Source organism: Marinithermofilum abyssi (genome assembly GCF_014641195.1).
GTDB lineage: Bacteria > Bacillota > Bacilli > Thermoactinomycetales > DSM-45169 > Marinithermofilum > Marinithermofilum abyssi.
In genome coordinates, this window is record NZ_BMHQ01000004.1 from 41208 (window position 1) to 64207 (window position 23000).

Here is a 23000-nt window from a genome sequence, read left to right on the forward strand (position 1 = left end):
AGAGCCCTGCGATGTTTGTGATCCACCGGAAGTTTTGAGCCAACACCTTTACAATGGGAGCCTGGCGTCACTTGTGGGCGCAGATGCCCTTCGGGGACCTTGTAAACACAAGTGCAGGGCACCCACCTGCCGAGAGCAGGTTCAAAACTACGGGAGCCACGGCATAATGGGGCTCTTTTCTTTTTGCCGATAAAGGATAAGGAAGCTGTCTATAATAGGAACGAGGAGTCTTTCATGAAAAAGGAGACAGCAAATGAAACTGGGTGTGGACATCGACGGCACCATTAAAAATACACAGAAAGCCGCTGTCCAGGTATACAATGAAGAACTGGGACGCAAAGTGAAACAAGAAGATGTCACCGATTTTTATCTGGATAAAGCCTATGGGCTGAGTAAAAAAGAAGGCGCCCGCTTATGGCGCAAGCTGGAACACAAGATCTACTCCCTGGGAGTGCCGCTTCCCAATGCTGCCGAAGTCTTGACGGACCTGAGGGAGCAAGGGCACAAGGTGTATTTTGTCACCGCACGTCCGGGGATGAGGCGCATCCGGGATGTCACCGTAAAATGGCTGCAAAAACACGGTTTTCCCTACGATGGCAACAACCTGCACATGGGCAGCCAGAACAAAGCGGTGGTGGCGCAAAATCTGGGGATTGAACTTTTTTTCGAAGATGCTCCGCATCATTTGGATAAACTGGTGGAAGCCGGAGTGCCCACGGTGGTTGTCGATGCCGTCTACAACCGGGATTATAACCCGAAGGTGCCCCGTATCCATAAATGGGAACAGGTATATGATCTGATCGAAAAAATAAAGCAAAAGTAACCCCGTCTCTGAAGAGCGGGGTATTCTTGTACAGAATGGACCAATCCAGATTTTCCTTTGGCTCGTGCCTAGTCATCGCACCCACAAGGCATTTAGTCGTGCGATGTGTCGCTCCATTCCATTGTCAGACCGGACAGTATCGCATCTGTGACGTCGGAAAGGGAGCGACTTTTATTTAAGAAGTTCGTCATCAAGCTGAAGCACCTAAAAAGGATGCTTTCCGAACGTCCAAACCGTCTTAAACAAAACAAACGGTCGAGCGGCACCGGTATACCTATTTCCGATCCGGCCCCTGTTTCACCCAGCGGATAAACTCCTGCAGCTTCTTCTCATAGCCGTTATTCGTGGGATGATAAAAGGTTTTGCCCACGTGCTCATCCGGCAGATATTGCTGCTCGACATATCCCCGGGGATAATCGTGGGGATAGCGGTATCCTTTGCCCCGTCCTTGTTCGTTGGCTCCCGGGAAGTGATTGTCCCGCAGATGGGGAGGCACATCGGCACGGGATTCTTTTTTTACGGCAGCCATCGCTTCGTTGATTCCCCGTACCACAGCGTTGCTTTTGGGAGCCGTAGCGATGTAGATAACGGCTTGGGCCAGCGGGATCTGCGCTTCCGGGAGGCCGATGTGTTCTACCGCTTGAGCCGCCGCCGAAGCGATGAGTAGGGCTCGAGGATCGGCCATACCCACGTCTTCTGCAGCGTGGATAAAGACGCGGCGGGCGATGAACCGGGGGTCTTCCCCGGCATGAATCATCTTGGCGAGATAATACAGGGCGGCGTCGGGATCGGACCCCCGCATGCTTTTGATAAAGGCGGATATGGTGTCGTAATGATTGTCCCCGCTTTTGTCATAGCGGATCACCTTTCGTTGAATGGATTCTTCAGCCACTTCAAGCGTGATCCGACGAACTCCGTCCGAATCCGGGGGAGTGGTGGTGACGGCAAGTTCCAGCGCGTTCAACATCGAGCGGGCATCCCCTCCGGCCATCCGGATGATGTGGTCCAACGCTTCGTCATCCACGTCCGCCCGGTATTGTCCCAGTCCCCGCTCCTCATCTTGCAGAGCGCGGCGGGCGATTCGGTGCAAATCCGCTTCCGTCAAAGGTTGCAGCTGAAAGATGCGGGAGCGGGACAACAGAGCGGAATTGACTTCAAAGGAGGGGTTTTCCGTCGTGGCGCCGATCAAAATGACAGTCCCATCCTCGACATAAGGTAGCAGGGCATCTTGTTGGGATTTGTTAAAACGGTGAATCTCATCGATGAACAGGAGCGTTTTCTTGCCATACATACCCAGCCGCTCTTTGGCCTCCTGAGTGATCCGGCGAATATCCGCCACACCCGATGTGACCGCATTCAGCTGCTCAAAGTGGGCTTCCGTGGTTCCGGCGATCACTTTGGCGAGGGTGGTTTTGCCGGTTCCCGGGGGGCCGTAAAAAATAATGGATGTCAGTTGATCCGCTTCGATGGAACGGCGCAGAAGTTTCCCCGGCCCAATGATATGAGTTTGTCCCGCCACTTCATCCAGTGTGCGGGGGCGCATCCGTGCGGCCAGCGGCCCTTTTTTCTCTTTTTCCTGCTCTTGCCCGTAATCGAACAGGTTCATATCAACACCTCTTTGTGCATGACGAATACAAGTTCTCTCCATGCATACCACAAACCATCACGCAGGACAAGGGAGCCCTCAAACTTCCAATTCGTTTTTCTAGGCATGGACGATGCCTTAGGGGAGAGAGGGATGTTGCTCCCTCAGTGATCCGAGAAACTCTCGGCTCTAGCCGTGGGAGAAATCCCTCATCTACATTTTCTGGGCAAGCATCTTTTCCTCCGCTGTTCATAGGCTGATGAAGGATAAAATCATTCAGCCGAGGAGGAATGCTTGTGGAACACCAAATGCCTGTAATGCATCAACTGGCATGGCATGAAACCCTGGATATGCATGAATTGGTGACACTTCAAGCTGCAGGGCTTATCAAGCTGAAGAAAAGCGTTCGAAAAGTAAAAGACCCCCAACTCAGGAACCTGTACGTGTATTCCATTCAAGCCCTCGAGAACAACCTTCGGGAGTTGCTCGCTTTTTATCCAGCGGCTCCCCGTGTAGCGGAGGACTCCGAAGTGAAAGACAGCGGAGGGGTTGCCCTTTACGCTGGGGATTTGCTGGGACTCACCAAGACGGCTGTCCGCAATTATGCGATCGCCATCACCGAAACAGCCACTCCGATGCTTCGCCAGGTGTTGACGAAACAATTAATGATGGTCGTTCATTTACATGGAATGATTTTTTACTACATGCTGCAACGCAGTATGTATCCGGCCTATGACTTAAATCAGCTTTTAGCCGGGGATGTCCGGCACGCAACACGGGCCCTTTCCCTTCCATATTGATAAAGATAAAACCCCTCCGTCATATGTGGGGGATTTTTGGTTTCCCATCTGCTGTGACCGTTATTTGTGACATAAGGAATATCCAAAGCCGACTGTTCCAACAGACTTTCCCTGTGTTAAACTATCCATTAGTGGGATTTTTCTTCCTAGATCTTCAACGAGAAAAGAAGGGTAGTAGTTGAAAAGCATCAGCAGAATAGTACGAGACGGACTGTACGGGGATTGGAAAAGTTGGTTGATTCGTTATAGTGCCTTTTTGGCGGGGATGTGGATTATGGCCCTTGGCATTGTGCTTATGATCAAGGCAGAGCTGGGGTTGGCCCCGTGGGACGTGTTTCACATGGGCCTTGCGTATGTTACTCCCCTGTCGGTAGGGATGTGGCTGCAAATGATCGGCCTGATCTTGATCGTACTGACGGTGTGGCTCAGCCGAAGGATGCCGGAGCCGGGAACGTTGCTTAACATGCTTCTGGTGGGTCTGTTTGTGGATGGGATTTTGTCCCTTGACGTGATCCACACCCCGGATACTTACTGGGAACGCGGATTGTTATTGGTATCGGGGATCGGTCTGATCGGGCTTGGAAATGGACTGTATATCGCTCCTCACGTGGGGGCTGGTCCGAGGGATGGATTAGCGCTGGTGTTGGCGGAAAAGCTTCAATGGCCGATCGGACGGGTTCGCACGGTGATGGAGCTGTCTGTTCTGGTATGGGGCTGGCTGTTGGGCGGGCCGGTATTTATCGGAACCTTGCTTTTTTCTGTGGCGATTGGCCCCATGATGCAACATTCGATACAATTTTGGGAGAAACTGTTGGAAGAGCGTTTGGGAAGAGGTGATGGACGTGAAGATATCCACCAAGGGCCGTTACGGGCTCACCATCATGATGGATTTGGCCGCCCGGTACGGGGACAAGCCTACCGCTCTGAAAAGCGTGGCTGAGCGGCACGACCTGTCGGAACACTATTTGGAACAACTGATTGCCCCTTTGCGCAATGCGGGCCTGGTAAAAAGCGTGAGGGGAGCGTACGGAGGATACAAACTGGCGAAACCGCCGGAAGAAATTACTGCCGGAGATGTGATTCGGGTGCTGGAAGGTCCGATCAGTCCAGTGGAATTTCATGAGGAAGACAACCCCGCCCGGCGGGAGTTGTGGCGAAAGATCCGGGATGCTATCGCAGATGTATTGGACAACACCACACTGGCGGACTTGAACAGTCATTCCGGGCAAGACAATAACGATGCCTATATGTTTTATATTTGACAGCGGGTGAAGGAATATGGCGATATATTTGGATCATGCGGCGACTACTCCCGTTCATCCAGAGGTGCGGGAGGCGATGCTGCCTTATTTGGATCAATACTTTGGCAATCCCTCGAGTATTCACCGTTATGGCCGGGAAATCCGCCAAGCAGTGGACCGGGCCCGGGATCAGTTGGCCCGCGGGTTGAATGCCGATCCTAGCCAAATCATTTTTACCAGCGGCGGAACGGAAGCGGACAATTTGGCGTTGATCGGCGTGGCGTTGGCCCAAAAAGAACGGGGAAGAGATCACATCATTACCTCCGCAGCGGAGCATCATGCTGTGCTGGATACGTGTCACTATCTGGAACGGATGGGGTTTCGCGTAACCTACCTGCCGGTGGATGCGACAGGACAGATCCAACTGGATGTGTTGCGGGAAGCGGTGAGTGATCGAACGGCGCTCATCAGCATCATGTACGGCAACAACGAAGTGGGTACATTGCAGCCGATCCGAGCGATCGGTGAGCTGGCTCGGGAACGCGGCATTCTTTTTCATACGGATGCGGTACAAGCTTTCGGGATGGAACAGCTGGACGTCAAGGAATTGCCCGTGGATCTGGTTACGGTCTCCAGTCATAAAATCAACGGGCCCAAGGGAGCGGGCGCTCTGTATATCGGCCGGGAAGTTCCTCTGTTTCCGCAGATGCACGGCGGACAGCAGGAACGTCGCCGCCGGGCAGGTACGGAAAATGTCCCCGGGATCGTCGGGTTCGGTAAAGCAGCGGAACTGGCTGTAGCCAATCGGAAAGAACACCGGGAGCAGACAATGGCTTGCCGTCATGCGTTTTTAGAGGAATTGGAGGCTTCCGGTATTCGTTATACAGTGAATGGTCATCCTGAGCACTTTCTGCCCCACATCCTGAATGTGAGTTTCCCCGGTGTGGAAACGGAAGTGATGTTGATGAATATGGATTTGGAAGGGATCGCCTGTGCGAGCGGCTCTGCTTGCACATCCGGCACATTGGAGGTTTCCCATGTGCTGAAAGCAATGCAGCTGCCGGAGGATGTGACCCGGTCGGCCATCCGTTTCAGCTTCGGGTTGGGAAATACCGGGGAACAGGCGGCAGAAGCCGCTCGGACCGCAGTGCAAATCGCCCGCCGCTTGGGTCAAAAAGGAATCTGAACAGACATGAAAGGGGTTTCCCGAGAGGGAACCTCTTTTTGATGTACAAAAAAACAAAGCAAAGTAGAAAGAGGATGCACATGAGGAAAGGGGTAAGAATCGGTTTGCAAGTGGGAGGGCTTTACCTGCTTTTTTGGGTGGGGAATCTGCTGCAGGAAATCGGACATCTCCCGATTCCCGGAAGCATCATGGGTCTGTTTTTGTTGTTCTTCTTGCTGATCACCGGCATTGTTCCCGAGGCATGGCTTGCCGGCGGTGCCGATTGGCTGCTGAAGGTGCTGCCGTTTCTGTTTCTCCCGTCCTTTATCGGTGTGATGAATTACAGCTCGTTTTTCATTCATCAGGGTGTGGTGTTGGCCGGGGTGGTTTTCGTCAATACGTTGCTGGTGATGGTGGTTTCCGCATGGGTGGGGACCCGAATTGCCCGTAGAAAGGAAGACGCATGATGAGTGGATGGGAACAATGGGCGGCCGGGTGTGGATTTGTTGTGATGAGTGCAGGAGTGTATGTCCTGATGAAGGAGCTGTATCGGCGTTATTCCACCCCGCTGTTGCTGCCCGTTGTAACGGCGGGGGTTGTGATTATGATGGTGCTGTCAGTTTTTCATATTCCTTATGAAACCTATATGCAGGGCGGGCAATGGATCAATCAAATGCTTGGTCCGGCGGTGGTTGCTTTGGCTTATCCCCTGTACCGGCAACGTCATCTGCTTCGTCGCTACGGGGCAGCCGTCCTCGGCGGGGCATGTGCCGGTTCGCTGACCGCATTGGTCGGAGGGATGGCGATGGCAGAGGCGGCAGGTGCCGATACCAAACTGATTCACACGATACTGCCCAAGTCGGTCACGACTCCTGTCGCGATGGACCTCTCCCAACAGACGGGAGGGATTCCTTCTTTAACCGCCGCCTTCGTGATCTTGGCGGGTGTGACGGGGGTTTTGGCAGGACCCTATGTATTTCAATGCCTGCGCATGCAGCATGAGGTGGGCAGAGGGGTTGGCTTCGGGAGTGCATCCCACGCCATCGGGACATCCAAAGCATTGGAAAACGGAGAAAAAGAGGGGGCTCTCAGCTCCGTGGCAATGACAGTGTGTGCAGTGTTGACGGCTTTGATATGCCCCTTGTTGGTTTGAAATTTTCTCTGGTATTGTTGTGAAACCTGTGGACAAAAACGGAGAGATGCGATAATTTAAAATGGAACAATCAAATATTCGAAAGAACAGGTGCCGATCAGAAGCTTGTCTGTCGGTTAAAAGGGAAGTTCGGTGTGAATCCGACGCGGTCCCGCCACTGTGTTTGGGAGCGACCTGCAAAAAGCCACTGTCCGGAAGGGACGGGAAGGTGCAGGAAGCGATGACCATCAGCCAGGAGACCTGCCTGTTCTTGTTCACCGATGGTACCTACGAGGATGGGGAGGTGACGTGTGAGATTGCCGGTTTCGCCGTGGGCGAAGCGCGGTATTGTTGCGCGTACGCTCAAAAAACGCATCCTGGGGGATGCGTTTTTTTATTGGAAAGAGGGTTGGTGCAGTCTGATGAGACGCAACTTTTGGAGGGAGAGTGCTTATGGAGAGTGGACGAGCGATTCTGGTGGGCGCCGGTCCGGGTGATCCCGGTCTGATTTCGGTAAAAGGGTTGGAAGCACTGAAGGAAGCCGATGTGGTTCTTTGTGACCGGCTGGCGAACCCGCGCCTGTTGGAGCACGTTCCGGATCATTGCGAGATATTGGATGTAGGCAAGCGGCCCCGCGGGCATTGCAGGGATCAGGAAGAGATCAATCGCCTTCTGATCGAAAAAGCGTTGGAGGGTAAGACCGTGGTTCGCTTGAAAGGCGGAGATCCCTTTGTATTCGGACGAGGCGGCGAAGAAGCCGATGCACTGAAAGAAGCGGGTATTCCTTGTGAGATCGTACCGGGAATCACTTCCGCGATCGCGGTCCCCGCTTACGCGGGAATTCCTGTCACCCATCGCGATGATAGCTCTTCCATTGCCATCGTGACCGGTCATGAATGTCCCGATAAACAGGAGTCTTCCATCCAATGGGAGCACCTTGCCAAAGGGGCGGAAACCCTGATCATTTTAATGGGGGTGTCAAACCTCCCCTCCATTTGTGATCGATTGATCCGCCACGGACGAAGTCCAGACACACCAGTGGCCCTGATCCGTTGGGGAACACGGGTGGAACAGGAGACATTGACCGGAACGCTGGGCGACATCACCCGGCAAGTGAAAGAGAACGGCTTTCGGCCCCCGGCGGTCATTGTGGTGGGAGATGTTGTCCGAAAGCGGATGAGACTGAACTGGCATGAATCAAAGCCCTTCTTTGGGAAAAAGATTCTGGTTCCACGTACACGGAAGGGGACGAGCCGGCTGGGCAAAAAGATCGAAGCCTTGGGAGGAGAAGCGCTGGTGTTTCCGGTGGCCCGCCTGGTCCCTGCGGAAAGGATAAGAAAAACGATAATAGATGAAGGCCCTTTTCAATGGCTGTCCTTCGCCGGTGTACAAGAAGCGGACATGTTTTTCCGTGGACTGAAGGAGTGGGATCTGGATATCCGGCGATGGGCCGGAGCGAAAGTGGCCGTCTGGGATCCGGAAGCCGCCGAATTCTTGCGTGAGAAGGGGTTGCAGACAGATATATGCAACGACTTGGAAGCGATGGCCTCCGCGGTGGAACCGGGGGAGAGGATTCTTCATCTGAGAGGACGGAAACCTTCGGGGCAGATGATAGAACAACTTCATTCCCTGGGGTGCCGGGTCATCGAGATGGAGGCTGCTGCTATTCAGACGCGTGATGATGGGATCGAAAAGGCGGTTCGGTCATTGCAGGAAGGCAAGGTGGACGGCATTGCATTTGCCAGTTCGTCAACCGTGCGTCACTTCGTGGACGGGATCGGCACGAAGCTGAATGACTGGAAAGACCGGATGCGTTCGGTGAGTGTAGTATGCATCGGTCCTGAAACGGCGGGTGCAGCGGAAGCTTTGGGGTTGCGTGTGGATAGGGTTGCCCAACCCTACACCGTAGAAGGTCTTGTAACAGCGATGGAAAGCTGTTTCTCGAAAAAGCCGCAAGGTGAGCTTGCCTGGGCGGCTAAATAGATGACTGCAGCAGAATCAAAGGAATGTTCTATCGCATCATACACAGCGGAAGAACATGCGCTCTCGTTTGCCAATGAAGTGGATGCACTTTTTGGGAGGAATGTGAATGGGTTGGGAGTTGTTGACGACCCTGGGGGTCGGTCTGTTGTTGGGACTTCGCCATGCTTTGGATCCGGATCACTTTATCGCTGTGTCTACCATTGCCAGTAGAACCGGAAACATGTGGAAGGCGACGGTTTCCGGGATGTATTGGGGGATGGGCCATACATTAACCTTGTTGATCGTTGGAATCCCGCTCTTTGTCATGAAAATGGCCATGCCGGAACCGGTGCAGCTGTCCATGGAGATCGCCGTGGGAACGATGCTGGTCCTGCTGGGTTGGACGTCTTTGCAGGCCTTTCGGAAGAAGGGAAGCCAATCTAAGGTCGAAATGCAAGAAACCCTGCCATCCACTCAACGCAAATTCCGTTTGCGGTCTTTTTTGGTCGGGATGGTTCACGGGATGGCCGGGAGCGGTGCCATGGCGGTGATGGTAATGGCTTCCATGCACAGCATCGTTGAAGCACTTCTCTACCTGGTAGTGTTTGGTCTCGGCACTGTTGCAGGGATGAGTCTGTTTGCCGTTCTGATCGGCTTTCCTTTTACATATGCCGGCCGCCATTTTGCCAGAGTCGAACGGGGAATGGGGATCACGGCAGGAGCGGTTTCGATCTTGTTCGGGTGCTACTATCTCCAAGACACCTTGTTTTTGTAAATCATGTTTCGACGAAGGATGAATATGGGTGTAGAGCTTGGCAATGACCATTGTGTGGGAGAGGTGTCATGAAAAAAAGGATAATGATTCAGGGTACCGGTTCCGATGTGGGAAAAAGCGTGCTCGCTGCTGCGCTGTGTCGGATATTTAAACAGGACGGGTACCGGGTGGTCCCTTTCAAATCACAAAATATGGCCCTGAATTCGTATGTGACTCCGGATGGAAAGGAAATCGGACGGGCACAAGGAGTGCAAGCAGAAGCCTGCGGTGTGGACGCCACGGCGGACATGAATCCCATCCTGATTAAACCTTCCGGGTCCATGCGTTCCCAAATCGTGGTCAGGGGGAAGCCTCTGGCCTCGATGGAGGCGAAGTCATACCAGCACTTTGCTGATCAGGCTTGGGAGATTGTGAAAGAATCGTACCGTCGTCTGGAAGAGCGGGCGGACCTGGTTGTGATCGAAGGGGCCGGGAGCCCGGCGGAGATCAATTTGCGGAAGCGGGAAATTGTCAATATGCGTGTAGCCTGCTGGCTTCAAGCTCCGGTGCTTCTGGTGGCTGACATTGATCGCGGCGGCGTGTTTGCTCAAGTGGTAGGCACGCTGGAACTTCTGGAACCAAAGGAGCGGGATCTGGTTGCGGGGATTGTGATCAATAAATTCCGTGGGGACCCGTCCCTCTTGGAATCAGGGCTCCGTTGGCTGGAAGAACGGACGGGAAAACCGGTTCTGGGGCTGATTCCCCACTTGCCCGGATTGGATCTGGAAGCGGAGGACTCCATGGCACTGGACACCCGTGTCCGGCCTGTGACAGCGGGAAGAGAAGACCAACTTCGGCTGGCCGTCCTCCGGCACCCGCACATCTCCAACTTCAGCGATTTTGATGCTCTGGAGAATGAGCCGGATGTCTCTCTTTACTATGTTCAGGATGCAGAATCTTTGGGAAATCCTGACGCTATCATCCTGCCGGGAAGCAAAAACGTTCCGGAAGACTGGCTGCACTGGGTTCGGACAGGTCTTGCCCATCGGATTAGGGAACGGGCGAAACAAGGCACTGCCATTGTGGGGATCTGCGGCGGTTATCAGATGGCGGGAGAGGAAATGGCGGATCCTCATGGAGTAGAGTCCCATCATCCCCGGGTGAAGGGCCTGGGATTGTTTCCTCTTCAAACCACCTTTCTGTCCGAGAAGCGGACCCTTCGGGTGGAGGGCATCGTCACCGCTGGGGATGACGTGTGGCCTGCTCTTGCCGGGATCGGGGTGAAAGGTTACGAGATTCATATGGGCATTACAACCAGAGTGCCCGGGGGGCAGCCGGGTCGCCCGCTGTTCCGGCTGGCGGCCGACGGAGAAGATCCCCGGGAAGAAGGATGGCTTTCCCCAGACGGACGGCATTGGGGGACGTATCTGCACGGGGTGTTTGATAATGACCGGTTCCGGCGGGAATGGCTCAATGTGTTGCGGGCGGAAAAAGGATGGCCTCCGCTGAAATTGACGTTCCGATACGAGGAAAAGCGGGAAGAAGCTTTTGAACGACTGGCGGCCCATGTTCGGCAGCACCTGGATCTAAAGCGGCTGAAACGGGTGCTGGGGTGGGAAGAAGACGAGAAAATCACCAAGGGGAGGTGAATCGATTGCGGGTGTATACGCGCAGGGGTGACGGCGGGGATACGTCGGTGATCGGGGCCCGTGTCCGAAAAGATCACATACGGGTGGAAGCTTATGGGAGCGTGGATGAAGCCAATTCCTTCCTTGGAGATGCGATTGCTCGCATGGTGGAAAAGGATGCGGAGCTTTTCGGGGATATGATAGAACTTTTGACAGAGATTCAGCAGGAACTGTTTGATGCCGGCGGGGATTTGGCCGTAGTGGGCGGAAAACGGCCCTTTAAGGTTCACCGGGAGTATGTAGATCGGTTGGAAAAGCGGGTGGATGAGTATCTTTCCCAGGCACCGTCGGTCAAGAAGTTTATTCTCCCGGGGGGAACGCCGATTGCCTCGGCTCTTCATATCTGCCGTACCGTGGTACGGCGGGCCGAGCGGCGGGCAGTCACCCTGGCGGGCCTGGAGGAGATCAACGGGGAGGTCCTCCGGTACTTGAACCGGCTGTCGGATTTCTTTTTCGTCTTGGCCCGGGCGGCCAATGCACGGGAACAGAGGGAAGATATCCTTTATGCACGGAGCGGCGACGTTTTCCGCTCCCCAAAAGAGAAATCAACCGTAGATAGAGGCTGCTGACAAAGTTTCTTGACATGAGCTGAAGAACTCTTTTGCCCGAGCAGCGACTTTTGACGACGAACTCAGCGACAAGAGAGGAGACGAGACAAAAAGCGGCGCACTCCGCATTGTGCCGCGTCTCGTTGAATCTCTTGGAGCGGACAGTATGACTTCTGCGTCGGAGGAAAGGGAGCAACGGAGCAAAAGAGTCGAAGCTATCATAAAGGTTTGTCATTAACCTCGTAAGACCAAACCGGGATAGGATTCGATGTCGTCCAAAAAATCGCAGTGGGAGGGAGAGACCTTGACTGATCGGAAGAACGGCAAGCTGTTGGTGATCGGCTTTGGACCGGGACATGTCGATCATATGACGAAACGGGCCCGAGAGGCGATTTTGGAGAGTGATGTTATCGTCGGCTATAACACGTACGTGGATCTCATCCGCGGTTTATTGACCGACCAAACCATCGTCCGTACGGGAATGACCGAAGAAGTAAGCCGGGCACAGGAAGCGGTTCGGCAGGCGGAAGCGGGAAAGGCGGTCGCCGTGATCTCCAGCGGGGACGCTGGTGTGTACGGCATGGCCGGATTGGTATACGAAGTATTGGTGGAAAAAGGCTGGCGTCCCGGCGAAGGTGTGGAAGTGGAAGTGATCCCGGGTATATCGGCGATCCATTCCTGTGCCTCTTTGCTCGGCTCTCCCGTCATGCACGATGCTTGCACGATCAGCCTGAGCGATCACCTGACGCCGTGGGAGACGATCGCCCGCCGCATCGAGGCGGCAGCTTCGGCGGATTTTGTGATCGCTTTGTATAACCCCCGAAGCGGCCGTCGGACCCGTCAGATTGTGGAGACTCGTCGCATTTTATTAAATTACCGTTCGCCGGATACTCCTGTCGGCTTGGTAAAAAGCGCTTACCGGGAACGGGAGCGGGTGGTGCTGACCACTTTGGACCAGATGCTGGAGCATGAGATCGGCATGTTGACCACCGTGATTATCGGCAACTCTACTACCTTCGTCCATGAAGGTCTGATAATAACCCCGAGGGGTTATCAACGCAAGTATACATTGACCAAAGAAGTTCAGGATCTGAAGCCCCATCAACGATTGAAACCGGAGGCGGAACCCTGGTCGCTGGAAGGAAAGGGACAGCCGGCGGATCAACGAAAGGACGGCTACGGGGAAACGGTCGACACACAAAAAAGTACAGTTGCCTCTGCAAAATCTCAGGAGCGCGCTTCTGAAAAACCCCCGAAGGAAGAATTGAACGCGTTGGCTTCGGAGGCGCTGTCCATCCTGCAAGCAAAAGGAAAGGTAGCAGTGAAGGAAGGGGCTGTTCCCGGCAGAGCCTCCACACCAGTGGTCTCCATTTTGGAATTGGCGGTCTCTCCCGGTCTGGCCGAGAAGAAATGGACGCCGGCACAGATGAGTTTGTTGGCTGAAATCGCCGGAGAAAAAGGGGAGATTGAGTACACTCCCCACCACCGGATTCTGCTTCGGGTACCGACGGACCGCCCGGAAGACATCGTCGACCGCCTGAAAAAAGGTGGCTTGTATCCGGAACCGGTGGGCGATCACGTCCAGATCAAAGCCTGCGATTTTTGCCACGGGGACAAAGGGGAAGGCATTCCCTATGCTGAGGAACTGGAACGGCGCATCGGCGGTCTGTCCGTCCCCAAGGAACTGAAGATCGGATTTAACGGTTGTGCCATGGCTTGCTACGGGGCGGTGACGGAAGAAATCGGAGTGGTGTTCCGCCGGGGGAGCTTTGATTTGTTTTTGGGCGGCAAAACCATCGGCCGCAATGCTCATGCGGCGGAACGGGTGGCCGAAGGGCTCAGCCCGGAGGAACTGTTGAATGCTGTTGAAAAAGTGGTCAAGGAGTATGCCGAAAAAGGGCACCCCAACGAACGCTTTAACAAGTTTTTTAAACGGGTAGGCGAAGTGGCGGGTTTTCGCTCTTCCGAAGCGCCGAAACCGAAAATTCCTGAGCTGGCCTGCGGGGAATAACAGGGGTGAACCAAAGGAGGAACCGATATGGATGCGGTCTTGTTTGTGGGTCACGGAAGCAGGGATCCGGAGGGAAATGCAGAGCTTCTCCGTTTTACCAACCAGGTGGCAGGGAACCTTCAACATTCTGTGATCGAGACATGTTTTCTTGAATTGACTCAACCGGATATTCCCCAGGGAATCGACCGCTGTGTGAAAAGAGGGGCGACCAGGATCTTCGTCGTCCCGATTATGCTGTTTTCCGCGGGCCACGCCAAGGTCCATATTCCCCTTGCCATTCAGGAAGCGCAACACAAATACCCGGATATCCGGTTTCGCTGCGGCCGTCCGGTTGGGGTGGACCCTCTGGTTCTGCCGATCCTTCGAAAACGGCTGGCTTCGGTGCTTCTGTCAGGGAAGAAAGAAGAAGAGGAGAGGCGAAACACGGCCGTATTGCTCGTGGGCAGAGGTTCCAGCGATTCCGATGCCAACAGCGATCTGTATAAAATCAGCCGGCTGCTGTGGGAGGAAGTTCCGGTCAAATGGGTGGAGACGGCCTTTATCGGCGTGACCGATCCCCGCTTTGAGGAAGGATTGGATCGGTGCCGCCTTCTCGGTGCGCAGGAATGTATTGTTCTGCCCTACTTTCTGTTTACGGGAGTGTTGATCAAGCGCATGGAAGAGAAGCTGGGCCGATTTGCCGCCGACCATCCTGATATGTCGCTGAAGATGACATCGTATCTGGGGTTGGATGAGGGGTTGGTGACATTGCTCCTAAATCGGGTACGGGAAGTGGAGCAGGAGGGGGGAATAGACTGGCAAGCCTTGGCTGAACAGGCGAAGGCAGCTGGCCATGATCATCATCACCATCACCATCACGATCATCACCCTCATGATCCGACAGAGCAGCCTGTGGGGTAATGGATAATCCCATTCTTTTTAAATGGAGGAGTGAAAGGATGATCTTCTTTTTGGCGGGAACCAGTGATGCGCGGGAGTTGGCTGTCCGCTTGAAACAGGAGGGTCACCGCCTCCTGGCGACGGTGGTGACCGAGTCGGCGGCGGCCAGTTTCAAGGAAGAGGGACTCCCGGTCCGGATCGGCCGGTTGGATGCCGAGAAGATGGCAGAATTGATCCGCGAGCAGGGTTGTTCCAAGGTGGTGGATGCCAGCCATCCCTTTGCCGAAGAAGCTTCCAAGAACGCGATGGAAGCAGCCCGGAAAGTCGGTGTCCGCTATATCCGTTATGAACGGCCTGCTGGACGGTACGGGAACCATCCCCGGTTAAAAGTGGTCCCCTCTTACGAACAAGCAGCCGAGGAAGCGGCCAAGCAGCCGGGCGTGGTGATGTTGACGACGGGCAGCAAGACGTTGCAGATTTTCGCCGAGAGACTGTTGCCCCATCCGGAAGTCCGCCTGGTGGCCCGGATGCTCCCCCGCCGGGAAAACATGGAGAAATGCGAAGCACTGGGGTTGGAGCAGAAAAACATCATCGCGATGCAGGGGCCCTTCGGGGAAGAGTTGAACCGGGCATTGTACCGGCATTACGGCGTTACCACGGTCATTACCAAAGAAAGCGGGAAAGAAGGTTCAGTAGACGAGAAAATCGGTTCTGCCCTGGATATGGGCTTGAACGTCATTTTGATCGCACGCCCCCGTTTGCATTATGATCGGGTATTTACGGATATGGAGGAAGTGCTCAAAGAATTGCAACCACAGGAGAGGAGTGGCGAACATGTCCCGTCAACCCTTTGAACCGATGACGACACGTCCGCAGGAAATTGAAGCGAACAGCTTTCGCATAATTACTGAGGAGCTGGGTGCGCATTCCTTTACGGAAGAGCAGTATCCGGTTGTCCAGCGGGTGATCCACGCTACCGCCGATTTTGAATTGGGACGCAGTCTACTCTTTCATCCTCGGGCCGTCCAGGCGGGAATCGAAGCGATCCGGGCGGGACGTCCGGTTATAGCCGATGTTCAAATGGTACAGGTGGGCATCAGCAAGCCCCGCTTGGAACAGTTCGGCGGGGATGTACGGGTGTATATTTCCGACGCGGACGTGGTGGAAGAAGCGAAACGGCTGGGAACGACACGTGCCATTGTGTCGATGCGAAAAGCGGTGAAAGAAGCGGAAGGAGGGATTTTTGCCATCGGCAATGCCCCTACGGCGCTGCTGGAGTTGATCCGACTGGTCCGGGAAGGAATCGCCAAGCCCGGCCTGATCATTGGTGTACCGGTCGGCTTCGTTTCCGCTGCAGAGTCCAAGGAAGAGCTGGTACAGCTGGACGTTCCCTTTATTACCAACCGAGGGCGGAAAGGAGGCAGTCCCGCAGCCGTGGCCGCCGTCAACGCACTTTCTCTCTTGGCGGTACGGGAGTAAACGCGGGAATAAGATGAAAAACCGGGCGGAGAAAAAAGATCCTTCACAGATGCGCCAGGGCTATACTACGGGTGCGTGCGCCACAGCCGCGACCAAGGCGGCACTTCTTACCCTGCTCACAGGGGAAGCTCCGTCGAAAGTAGATATACAACTGCCTGTGGGCCGTTCCGCCACCTTTCACATCCATACAGCTGCCCAATCTCCCGGTACGGCAACCTGCAGTGTGATCAAAGATGCCGGGGATGACCCCGATGCCACCCATGGGGCGGAAATTGCCTCCACGGTTCGTTGGATTTCTGAAAAGGGAATTCACCTGGACGGGGGAGAGGGAGTAGGCCGGGTGACCAAGCCGGGCCTTCCGGTTCCCGTGGGGGAGGCAGCGATCAATCCGGTTCCCCGCAAGATGATCCGCCAGGCGGTGGAAGAGGTTTTGGAAGGGCTGGAAGAGGAACGGGGGGTTCGGGTGGTCATTTCTGTGCCGGGGGGAGAAGAGATTGCCGAAAAAACGCTGAACGCCCGGCTCGGAATTGTAGGTGGAATCTCCATTCTGGGCACCCGGGGTATTGTGGTTCCCTTTTCCACTGCCGCATATCGGGCCAGCGTTGTGCAGGCGATTTCAGTAGCTCGAGCCAATAACTGCAAGCATCTGGTGCTGACCACCGGGGGGAGCAGTGAAAAACATGCGATGAAACTGTTCCCCGAGTTGCCGGAGGAAGCCTTCATCCAGATGGGGGACTTTGTAGGATTTGCTTTGAAACATGCCAAACGCCACGGGGCAGAAAAAGTCACCCTGGTGGGAATGATGGGCAAATTCTCCAAGGTGGCTCAAGGGGTGATGATGGTTCATTCCAAAAGCGCTCCGGTGGATTTCGGATTTTTGGCGCGGGTAGCGGAGGAAGTGGGAGCACCTTCGTCGTTGGTGGAGAAAGTAAAAGAAGCCAATACCGCTACCCATGCTGGCCAACTGATGGAAGCGGCGGGATATCCCTCGTATTTTTCCACCTTGAGCCGGTATGTCTGCCAACAGGCCCATCAGCATGTGGAGGGCGGCCTCCGCCTGGAAACGGTTTTGGTCAAGATGAAAGGAGAATTGCTGGGAAGGGCGGAATGGTGCGATGAACAAAGTGAAAGTGATCGGAATCGGAGATGATGGTGCCGAAGGACTGTTTCCCTTGTACCGCCAATGGATCAACGATACGGAGGTATTGGCAGGCGGAGAACGTCAGCTGGCTTTTTTTTCGGATCATCCGGGAGAAAAAATCCCTTTTCGAGGCGGCCTGAAGGAGGCGCTGGAACGGATTGCCGACGCGGCTGCCACCCGAAGTGTGGCGGTCCTGGCCTCCGGCGATCCTCTGTTTTACGGTGTGGCCGGTTTGATCGTCCGCCGGTTGGGGGCGGAACATGTGGAGGTTCATCCCCATCTCAGTTCCCTTCAACTGGCCTTTGCCCGCATGGGAGAAAGCTGGCAGGATGCCCATGTGGAGAGCGTCCATGGACGATCCATTCAGGGGTTGGCCCAGCGCATCGACGGTAAGGAAAAGGTTGCCCTGCTGACGGACGGAACCCATACGCCTGCCGCCATTGCCGCTTACCTGCTGCGGTTCAAAATGACGGAATACCGGGCGTTTATCGCCGAAAACCTGGGCGGCCGGGATGAACGGTGCGGATGGTACGAGTTGGAGGAGTTGGCGGAAGCCGAATGTTCCCCGTTGAACGTCATGATTTTGAAGCGGAAAACAGGGGCTGCGGTGCCCCGCTGGTCCCTCGGAATGGAGGACGCTGAATTTTTTCAGAGGAAGCCGGACAAAGGACTGATCACCAAGCGGGAGGTCCGGGTGCTCAGTCTTTCCGAATTGCGTCTTCAGCCCGACAGTGTGGTGTGGGATATCGGGGCGGGTTCCGGTTCCGTTGCTGTGGAAGCTGCGAAAATCGCCTATCGCGGAAAAGTGTTTGCAGTGGAAAAGAACGAAGAGGATCTGGACAACATTACCGCCAACCAAGTGAAGTTTCGCGCGGATTTTCCGGTGCTTCACGCCAAAGCGCCAGCGGGGTTGGAGAAATGGCCGGACCCGGATGCGGTGTTTATCGGCGGAAGCGGGGGAGAATTGGCAGAATTGCTTCGCCTTTGTTGTCGTCGTCTTCAGGCAGACGGGCGAATCGTGGTCAACGCGGCTACCCTGGAAACCTTGAACGGCACGAGGGAAGTCTTGCAGCAAGAGGGTTTTGAATCCCGTATCACCATGGTGCAAGCGGCGCGAAGCAAACCGATCTTGAACCTGACCCGGCTGGAAGGGTTCAACCCGGTCTGGATCATTTGCGGAACCCGGAAACCGACAGAAGAGAGGGAAAAGGAATGAATGAACAAGCAAAAGCAACGACTTCTCCCGTTGGCCGCTTGTACGGTCTGGGTGTGGGTCCGGGGGATCCGGAGCTGATTACGGTGAAAGCTTTTCGCGTGATGAAGGAAACCCCGGTCATCGCTTATCCAAAAAAACGTATGGGTGGGAAAAGCTACGCTCTCACTATTGCCGAAACCTACGTCAACCCGGTGGAAAAAGAGATGCTGGGGCTGATCTTCCCCATGACCCGCGACCGGGATGTATTGGAACGGGAGTGGGATCAAGCGGTGGATGCCGTCTGGGAGCACCTTTCCCAAGGCAAGGACGTGGCTTTTGTGACGGAAGGGGATCCCCTTTTGTACAGCACCTTCATCCATCTGAGCCGTCGGCTGAAGGAGCGATATCCGGCCGTGGAAGTCTCCTCGGTGCCGGGGATTTCGTCGATCAACGGAGCCGCTTCCCGTCTGGATCTGCCGTTGGCCGACGGAGATGAACAGGTAGCCATCGTGCCCGCGACGGAAGAACGGGAGCGGATGGCAAAAGCTTTGCGGGATCATGATGCAGTGGTCTTTTTGAAGGTAGCCAAAGTGATGGACCTGATCCTGGACTTGCTCGAGGAACTGGACCTGATTGACAAGGCCATGGTGGCAACCAAAGTTACCTCTGACGAGGAAGTTGTCTGGAAGAACGTCACCGAGTTACGGGGACAAAATCCCGGCTATCTCACATTAATGGTGGTGAGAAAATGAACAACCTCGAAGCGAAAGTGTATATTGTCGGTGCCGGACCAGGGGATCCGGACTTGATCACGCTCAAAGGAGAACGGATTTTGCGGGAGGCGGATGTCATCCTCTATACCGATTCCCTGGTCAGTGAGGAACTGATCGCCCGCGCCCGGGCCGATGCGATGATCCTGAAAAGCGCGGGAATGGCCCTGGAAGAAATCGTGGAAACAATGGTCACCCATGTGCAACAGGGCAAAAGCGTGGCCCGCATACATACCGGGGACCCGGCGGTGTACGGGGCCATTTTTGAACAGATGGTCCAGCTGAAAAAGCATGGCGTCCCCTTTGAAATCGTACCCGGGGTCAGTTCCGTCTTTGCCTCTGCCGCGGTGCTGGGGGCGGAATTGACGGTTCCCGGACTCACCCAAACGGTGATCCTGACCCGTGCGGAAGGAAGAACGCCGGTCCCGGAAAAGGAAAAGCTGAAAGATTTGGCTGCCCACCATGCGACATTGGCTCTCTTTTTGAGTGCCACCCTGACCAAAAAAGTGGTCCGGGAGCTGCTGGAAGCCGGGTGGTCCCAAGATACGCCGGTGGCAGTGGTTCAGCGGGCGACCTGGCCGGATCAGCGCATTGTCCGTTCCACCTTGAGTCGGTTGGACGAAGATATGCGCCAAAACGGCATCCGCAGCCACGCCATGATCCTGGCCGGTTGGGCTTTGGATGAGCACCTCGGGGAAAAAGGAGATGCCCTGCGCTCCAAGTTGTATGATAAAACCTTTACCCATGGATACCGGAAGGGGGCAGGTGTTCGATGAGTGAAAGAGTGGCTGTTGTGGCCATTACCAAGCACGGGGTGGAAATGGGAAGAGAGTTGGCGGAGAAACTGCCTGCAAGTTCGTTGTACTACATGGATAAATTCCGGCAGGGAGATGAAGAGGAGCGGAGGATTTCCCTTTTCTCCGGATCGGTGCGCAAAATTCTGCCCGATCTGTTCCAACAATACGACGGCATCATCCTCTTTATCTCCCTGGGAGCCGTCGTGCGGATGATCGCTCCCATTTTGAAAGATAAAAAGACGGACCCCGCAGTGGTGGTGGTGGATGACCGCGGGGAACACGCCATCAGCGTCTTGTCGGGCCATTTGGGGGGAGCCAACGAACTGACCCGCCGGGTAGCCGGTGCCTTGGGGGCGAAACCGGTGATCACCACGGCTTCGGATGTGCAACAGACGATCCCGGTGGATTTGTTCGGTCGTTCTTTCGGCTGGGAGATTGAGAGTTTTGACCGGGCGACCCCCGTCAGTGCCGCCGTGGTAAATGAGGAGCCGGTGGTTCTCATACAGGAGTCGGGAGAGACGGGATGGTGGCCCTACCAAAGACCGCTTCCATCCCATATCCGTGTCTGCCGGTCCACGGAAGAGGCGTGGAATCTCTCTTTTCAGGCGGCGCTGGTCGTTACGCACCGGTTGTTGACCCCGGAAGAGGAGGAGCGGTTTCTCTCCAACGGTGTTCTTTACCGGCCCAAAGTGATTGTACTGGGGATCGGATGCAACCGGGGAACATCGATGGAAGAGATCGAAGAGGTGGTGCTCACTACCTTAAAAGAGGAGAGACTGGCACTGAAAAGTGTGCGGAATCTTGCGACGATCCATTTAAAAAAGGATGAGCCGGGCCTGCTCTCCCTGGCGGAGAAGTACGGTTGGGACCTGGAGATTTACACCCCGGATGAGTTGAATACGGTCCCCTTAAAAAACCCCTCGGAAACGGTATATCAGTATACCGGTGCCTATGGAGTGAGCGAACCCGCCGCTCTGCTTTCCGCCGGGAGCCGGGAGCCGCTACTGGAGAAAAAGAAATCCGGCAATGTCACCATTTCCATTGCCCTGGTGGAGCACGGAGCAAAAGAGGAGGCGGTTCGATGACCCAGGTGCACCGTCCCCGTCTGGTGATTGCCGGAACCGGCAGCGGTGTCGGCAAAACCACGCTGACTTTGGGATTGTTGGCTGCTTTCACCCGGCGCGACCATCAGGTGCAGGGGTTCAAAGTAGGGCCGGATTATATTGATCCCAGTTATCACACCGCCGTCACCGGTCGTCCTTCCCGTAATCTGGATACCTGGATGATATCGCCGGACCGGATGGTCGAAACCTTCCTTCGGGGGAGCGAGGAAGCCGACTTGTCCATCATAGAGGGGGTTATGGGGATGTACGACGGCAAAAATCCCCTCAGTGACGAAGGCAGTACCGCAGACATTGCGATGCGTTTGGAGAGTCCCGTGGTTCTGGTGGTGAACATCCACAGCATGGCCCGGAGTGCTGCCGCTGTGGTGCTGGGGTATCAGCACCTGCAACCCCGAGTGCGGATCGCGGGGGTGATTCTGAACCGGGCGGGAAGTGAAGGGCACTACCAACTCGCCAAGGCGGCCATTGAACAGGAGTGCGGCGTTCCAGTGGTCGGTTGGCTGGGTCGGGATGAAACGCTGTCCATTCCTGAACGGCATCTGGGCCTCATTCCGGCTATGGAACGGGGAGAGCTGGACTCCTTGTTTGGACGCTTGGCGGACGCCGTGGAAAAAACGGTCGATTTGGATTCTCTGGAAAAACTGGCATCTCAAGCACCGGCACTTGAAAAGCCGGCTTTCTCCCTTTTCAGTGCCCGTTCACACAAAGGGAATGCTCCAGTTATCGCCGTGGCGCGAGATGCGGCTTTCAACTTTTATTATCCCGAAAACCTGGAGCTGTTGGAGCATTACGGCGCCAAGCTTCAGTTTTTCCGTCCGTTGGAGGGAGAAGCGGTACCCGAAGAGGCAGACGGACTGATGATCGGCGGCGGTTTTCCCGAAGAGTTTGTAAAGGAATTGGCTGGGGACACAGCGGTCAAAGAATCTTTCCGGCAACGAATGGGTGAAGGGTTGCCCACCTATGCCGAATGCGGCGGGTATATGTATCTTTGCGAAGAGATTGTGACTGGTGAGGGAGAAGCATTTCCCATGGTGGGTGTGATCCCTGCCCGGGTTCGGATGCAAAAGCGGCTGGCTGCTTTGGGGTATCGGGAAGTTCGTGCTCTGTCCGATACCGTATTGCTGAAAAAAGGGGAGACAGCACGCGGACATGAGTTTCACTATTCCACACTCTTCTGGAACGAGGCGGACCCTGCCCATGCGTATGAAGTCAAGGGCCGGAGAGGAAAAAAGAAGGAAGGGGTTGTTGCGGGCAACTTGTTGGCCGGATATACGCACCTTCACTTTGCTTCCAATCCGTCGATGGCTGAGCGATGGGTGGAGACCTGCCGACAGTACCATGTGACCCGTTGCAACCAGATACGTTGAAGGAACAGCACTCCAAGCGAAGTGATTCTGTTTCGTCTGGATAGAACTTGTCAAGAAGAGGGCGGCCGGGAATTACCGGCCGCTGAGGCTGATGACAAAGGTAGAATATATCTCTGAAACGTTGTTTTTCACTTCCGGAGAGGAACAGAGTACCTGTTAGACCTAGCAGAGGAGGCTGTCATGCCGTGCTCATTCGGTCCAGAAACATGTATTGCACTCCTAAGGAAGGTTGTAGCTGTTTTGGATGCGGGTGTCTTATCTTTATGATCCTATTTTTTTGTTCATGTGGTTTGTCGATCAGTGGTTTTTCATGGTTTAAGTTATGGAGTAACTACGTGATCCGACCCCAATCGCTGCATGAACTCGGCCGGGGTGTAAAACGGTAGACATTCACGACCTTCTGGTGTCTGAACATACTTGTCACCGCTGACAAATGCGTCCGGTTTAGTGGCTAGTGTTGATACCAGGTTTGGAATATCTCCTTCATCCCGAATCGGCGGAAGGCCAAACTCTGTTTCCGGAAGGAACAAAGCCCTGTC

23 protein-coding genes, 1 other RNA gene and 1 riboswitch are annotated in these 23000 nt (G+C 55.0%); of the genes, 23 read left to right on the forward strand and 1 reads right to left on the reverse strand.

Going from position 1 to position 23000, the window contains the following annotated elements; all coding sequences use genetic code 11:
- Together ssrS and IEW70_RS06440 are read left to right on the forward strand one after the other, a co-directional pair.
- A non-coding RNA gene (gene ssrS, locus IEW70_RS06435) (6S RNA) lies at positions 1–177 on the forward strand.
- Positions 178–253: 76 nt separating this feature from the next.
- Positions 254–823 carry a 5' nucleotidase, NT5C type gene (locus IEW70_RS06440; protein ID WP_188647118.1) on the forward strand — a complete coding sequence of 190 codons (570 nt, stop codon included), beginning with the start codon at positions 254–256 and terminating at the stop codon, positions 821–823.
- 274 nt (positions 824–1097) lie between these two features.
- Here the strand turns inward: IEW70_RS06440 and IEW70_RS06445 are convergent, their stop codons facing one another.
- Positions 1098–2429: an AAA family ATPase gene (locus IEW70_RS06445; RefSeq protein WP_188647119.1), complete on the reverse strand. Its 1332-nt coding sequence runs from the start codon at positions 2427–2429 to the stop codon at positions 1098–1100.
- Positions 2430–2716: 287 nt separating this feature from the next.
- Here IEW70_RS06445 and IEW70_RS06450 point away from each other — a divergent pair, with 287 nt between their 5' ends.
- The 21 genes from IEW70_RS06450 to IEW70_RS06550 all read left to right on the forward strand — a co-directional run bounded on the left by IEW70_RS06450 (position 2717) and on the right by IEW70_RS06550 (position 22461).
- Positions 2717–3208 (forward strand): spore coat protein, encoded by a 492-nt coding sequence (locus IEW70_RS06450; protein WP_188647329.1) that lies wholly within the window; start codon positions 2717–2719, stop codon positions 3206–3208.
- Positions 3209–3386: 178 nt separating this feature from the next.
- Positions 3387–4148: a YczE/YyaS/YitT family protein gene (locus tag IEW70_RS06455; RefSeq protein ID WP_188647120.1), complete on the forward strand. Its 762-nt coding sequence runs from the start codon at positions 3387–3389 to the stop codon at positions 4146–4148.
- The gene (cymR, locus tag IEW70_RS06460) at positions 4051–4470 is read left to right on the forward strand and encodes a cysteine metabolism transcriptional regulator CymR (protein ID WP_188647121.1); all 420 of its coding nucleotides are present in this window, start codon (positions 4051–4053) and stop codon (positions 4468–4470) included. The genes IEW70_RS06455 and cymR overlap by 98 nt, the downstream gene beginning before the upstream one ends.
- A gap of 16 nt (positions 4471–4486) precedes the next feature.
- On the forward strand, positions 4487–5635 hold the full coding sequence (locus IEW70_RS06465; protein WP_188647122.1) for a cysteine desulfurase family protein: 1149 nt from the start codon (positions 4487–4489) through the stop codon (positions 5633–5635).
- Positions 5636–5715: 80 nt separating this feature from the next.
- On the forward strand, positions 5716–6081 hold the full coding sequence (locus IEW70_RS06470) for a CidA/LrgA family holin-like protein (RefSeq protein ID WP_188647123.1): 366 nt from the start codon (positions 5716–5718) through the stop codon (positions 6079–6081).
- Positions 6081–6767 (forward strand): LrgB family protein, encoded by a 687-nt coding sequence (locus tag IEW70_RS06475; protein WP_188647124.1) that lies wholly within the window; start codon positions 6081–6083, stop codon positions 6765–6767. Before IEW70_RS06470 ends, IEW70_RS06475 begins: the two co-directional genes overlap by 1 nt.
- A gap of 71 nt (positions 6768–6838) precedes the next feature.
- Positions 6839–7029: riboswitch (cobalamin riboswitch) on the forward strand.
- Positions 6988–7254 carry a hypothetical protein gene (locus tag IEW70_RS06480; protein WP_188647125.1) on the forward strand — a complete coding sequence of 89 codons (267 nt, stop codon included), beginning with the start codon at positions 6988–6990 and terminating at the stop codon, positions 7252–7254. Its footprint overlaps the riboswitch before it by 42 nt.
- Positions 7200–8729: a uroporphyrinogen-III C-methyltransferase gene (gene cobA, locus IEW70_RS06485; protein WP_188647126.1), complete on the forward strand. Its 1530-nt coding sequence runs from the start codon at positions 7200–7202 to the stop codon at positions 8727–8729. The genes IEW70_RS06480 and cobA overlap by 55 nt, the downstream gene beginning before the upstream one ends.
- Positions 8730–8835: 106 nt before the next feature.
- Positions 8836–9483: a HoxN/HupN/NixA family nickel/cobalt transporter gene (locus IEW70_RS06490; protein ID WP_188647127.1), complete on the forward strand. Its 648-nt coding sequence runs from the start codon at positions 8836–8838 to the stop codon at positions 9481–9483.
- A gap of 68 nt (positions 9484–9551) precedes the next feature.
- Positions 9552–11111: a cobyric acid synthase gene (locus tag IEW70_RS06495; protein ID WP_188647128.1), complete on the forward strand. Its 1560-nt coding sequence runs from the start codon at positions 9552–9554 to the stop codon at positions 11109–11111.
- A 5-nt stretch (positions 11112–11116) separates the two neighbouring features.
- Positions 11117–11719 (forward strand): cob(I)yrinic acid a,c-diamide adenosyltransferase, encoded by a 603-nt coding sequence (locus IEW70_RS06500; RefSeq protein WP_188647129.1) that lies wholly within the window; start codon positions 11117–11119, stop codon positions 11717–11719.
- A 283-nt stretch (positions 11720–12002) separates the two neighbouring features.
- Positions 12003–13709: a precorrin-3B C(17)-methyltransferase gene (cobJ, locus tag IEW70_RS06505; protein WP_268234831.1), complete on the forward strand. Its 1707-nt coding sequence runs from the start codon at positions 12003–12005 to the stop codon at positions 13707–13709.
- A gap of 27 nt (positions 13710–13736) precedes the next feature.
- Positions 13737–14609, forward strand: a complete 873-nt coding sequence (locus IEW70_RS06510) for a sirohydrochlorin chelatase (RefSeq protein WP_188647131.1) — start codon at positions 13737–13739, stop codon at positions 14607–14609.
- A 38-nt stretch (positions 14610–14647) separates the two neighbouring features.
- Entirely contained in the window at positions 14648–15442 is a 795-nt protein-coding gene (gene cobK, locus IEW70_RS06515; protein ID WP_188647132.1) for a precorrin-6A reductase, read from the forward strand.
- A complete protein-coding gene (locus tag IEW70_RS06520; RefSeq protein ID WP_188647133.1) occupies positions 15423–16067 on the forward strand; it encodes a precorrin-8X methylmutase in 645 nt (214 codons plus the stop codon). Before cobK ends, IEW70_RS06520 begins: the two co-directional genes overlap by 20 nt.
- Positions 16068–16080: 13 nt before the next feature.
- Positions 16081–17217: a cobalt-precorrin-5B (C(1))-methyltransferase gene (locus tag IEW70_RS06525; RefSeq protein WP_188647134.1), complete on the forward strand. Its 1137-nt coding sequence runs from the start codon at positions 16081–16083 to the stop codon at positions 17215–17217.
- Positions 17183–18424, forward strand: coding sequence for a precorrin-6y C5,15-methyltransferase (decarboxylating) subunit CbiE (gene cbiE, locus IEW70_RS06530; protein ID WP_188647135.1), 1242 nt, complete (start codon positions 17183–17185; stop codon positions 18422–18424). The genes IEW70_RS06525 and cbiE overlap by 35 nt, the downstream gene beginning before the upstream one ends.
- Positions 18421–19155 (forward strand): precorrin-2 C(20)-methyltransferase, encoded by a 735-nt coding sequence (gene cobI, locus IEW70_RS06535; RefSeq protein WP_188647136.1) that lies wholly within the window; start codon positions 18421–18423, stop codon positions 19153–19155. The genes cbiE and cobI overlap by 4 nt, the downstream gene beginning before the upstream one ends.
- A complete protein-coding gene (gene cobM / locus IEW70_RS06540; protein ID WP_188647137.1) occupies positions 19152–19949 on the forward strand; it encodes a precorrin-4 C(11)-methyltransferase in 798 nt (265 codons plus the stop codon). Before cobI ends, cobM begins: the two co-directional genes overlap by 4 nt.
- On the forward strand, positions 19946–21055 hold the full coding sequence (locus IEW70_RS06545) for a cobalt-precorrin 5A hydrolase (RefSeq protein WP_188647138.1): 1110 nt from the start codon (positions 19946–19948) through the stop codon (positions 21053–21055). The genes cobM and IEW70_RS06545 overlap by 4 nt, the downstream gene beginning before the upstream one ends.
- Positions 21052–22461 carry a cobyrinic acid a,c-diamide synthase CobB gene (locus IEW70_RS06550; RefSeq protein ID WP_188647139.1) on the forward strand — a complete coding sequence of 470 codons (1410 nt, stop codon included), beginning with the start codon at positions 21052–21054 and terminating at the stop codon, positions 22459–22461. The genes IEW70_RS06545 and IEW70_RS06550 overlap by 4 nt, the downstream gene beginning before the upstream one ends.
- Positions 22462–23000 lie beyond the last annotated feature (539 nt).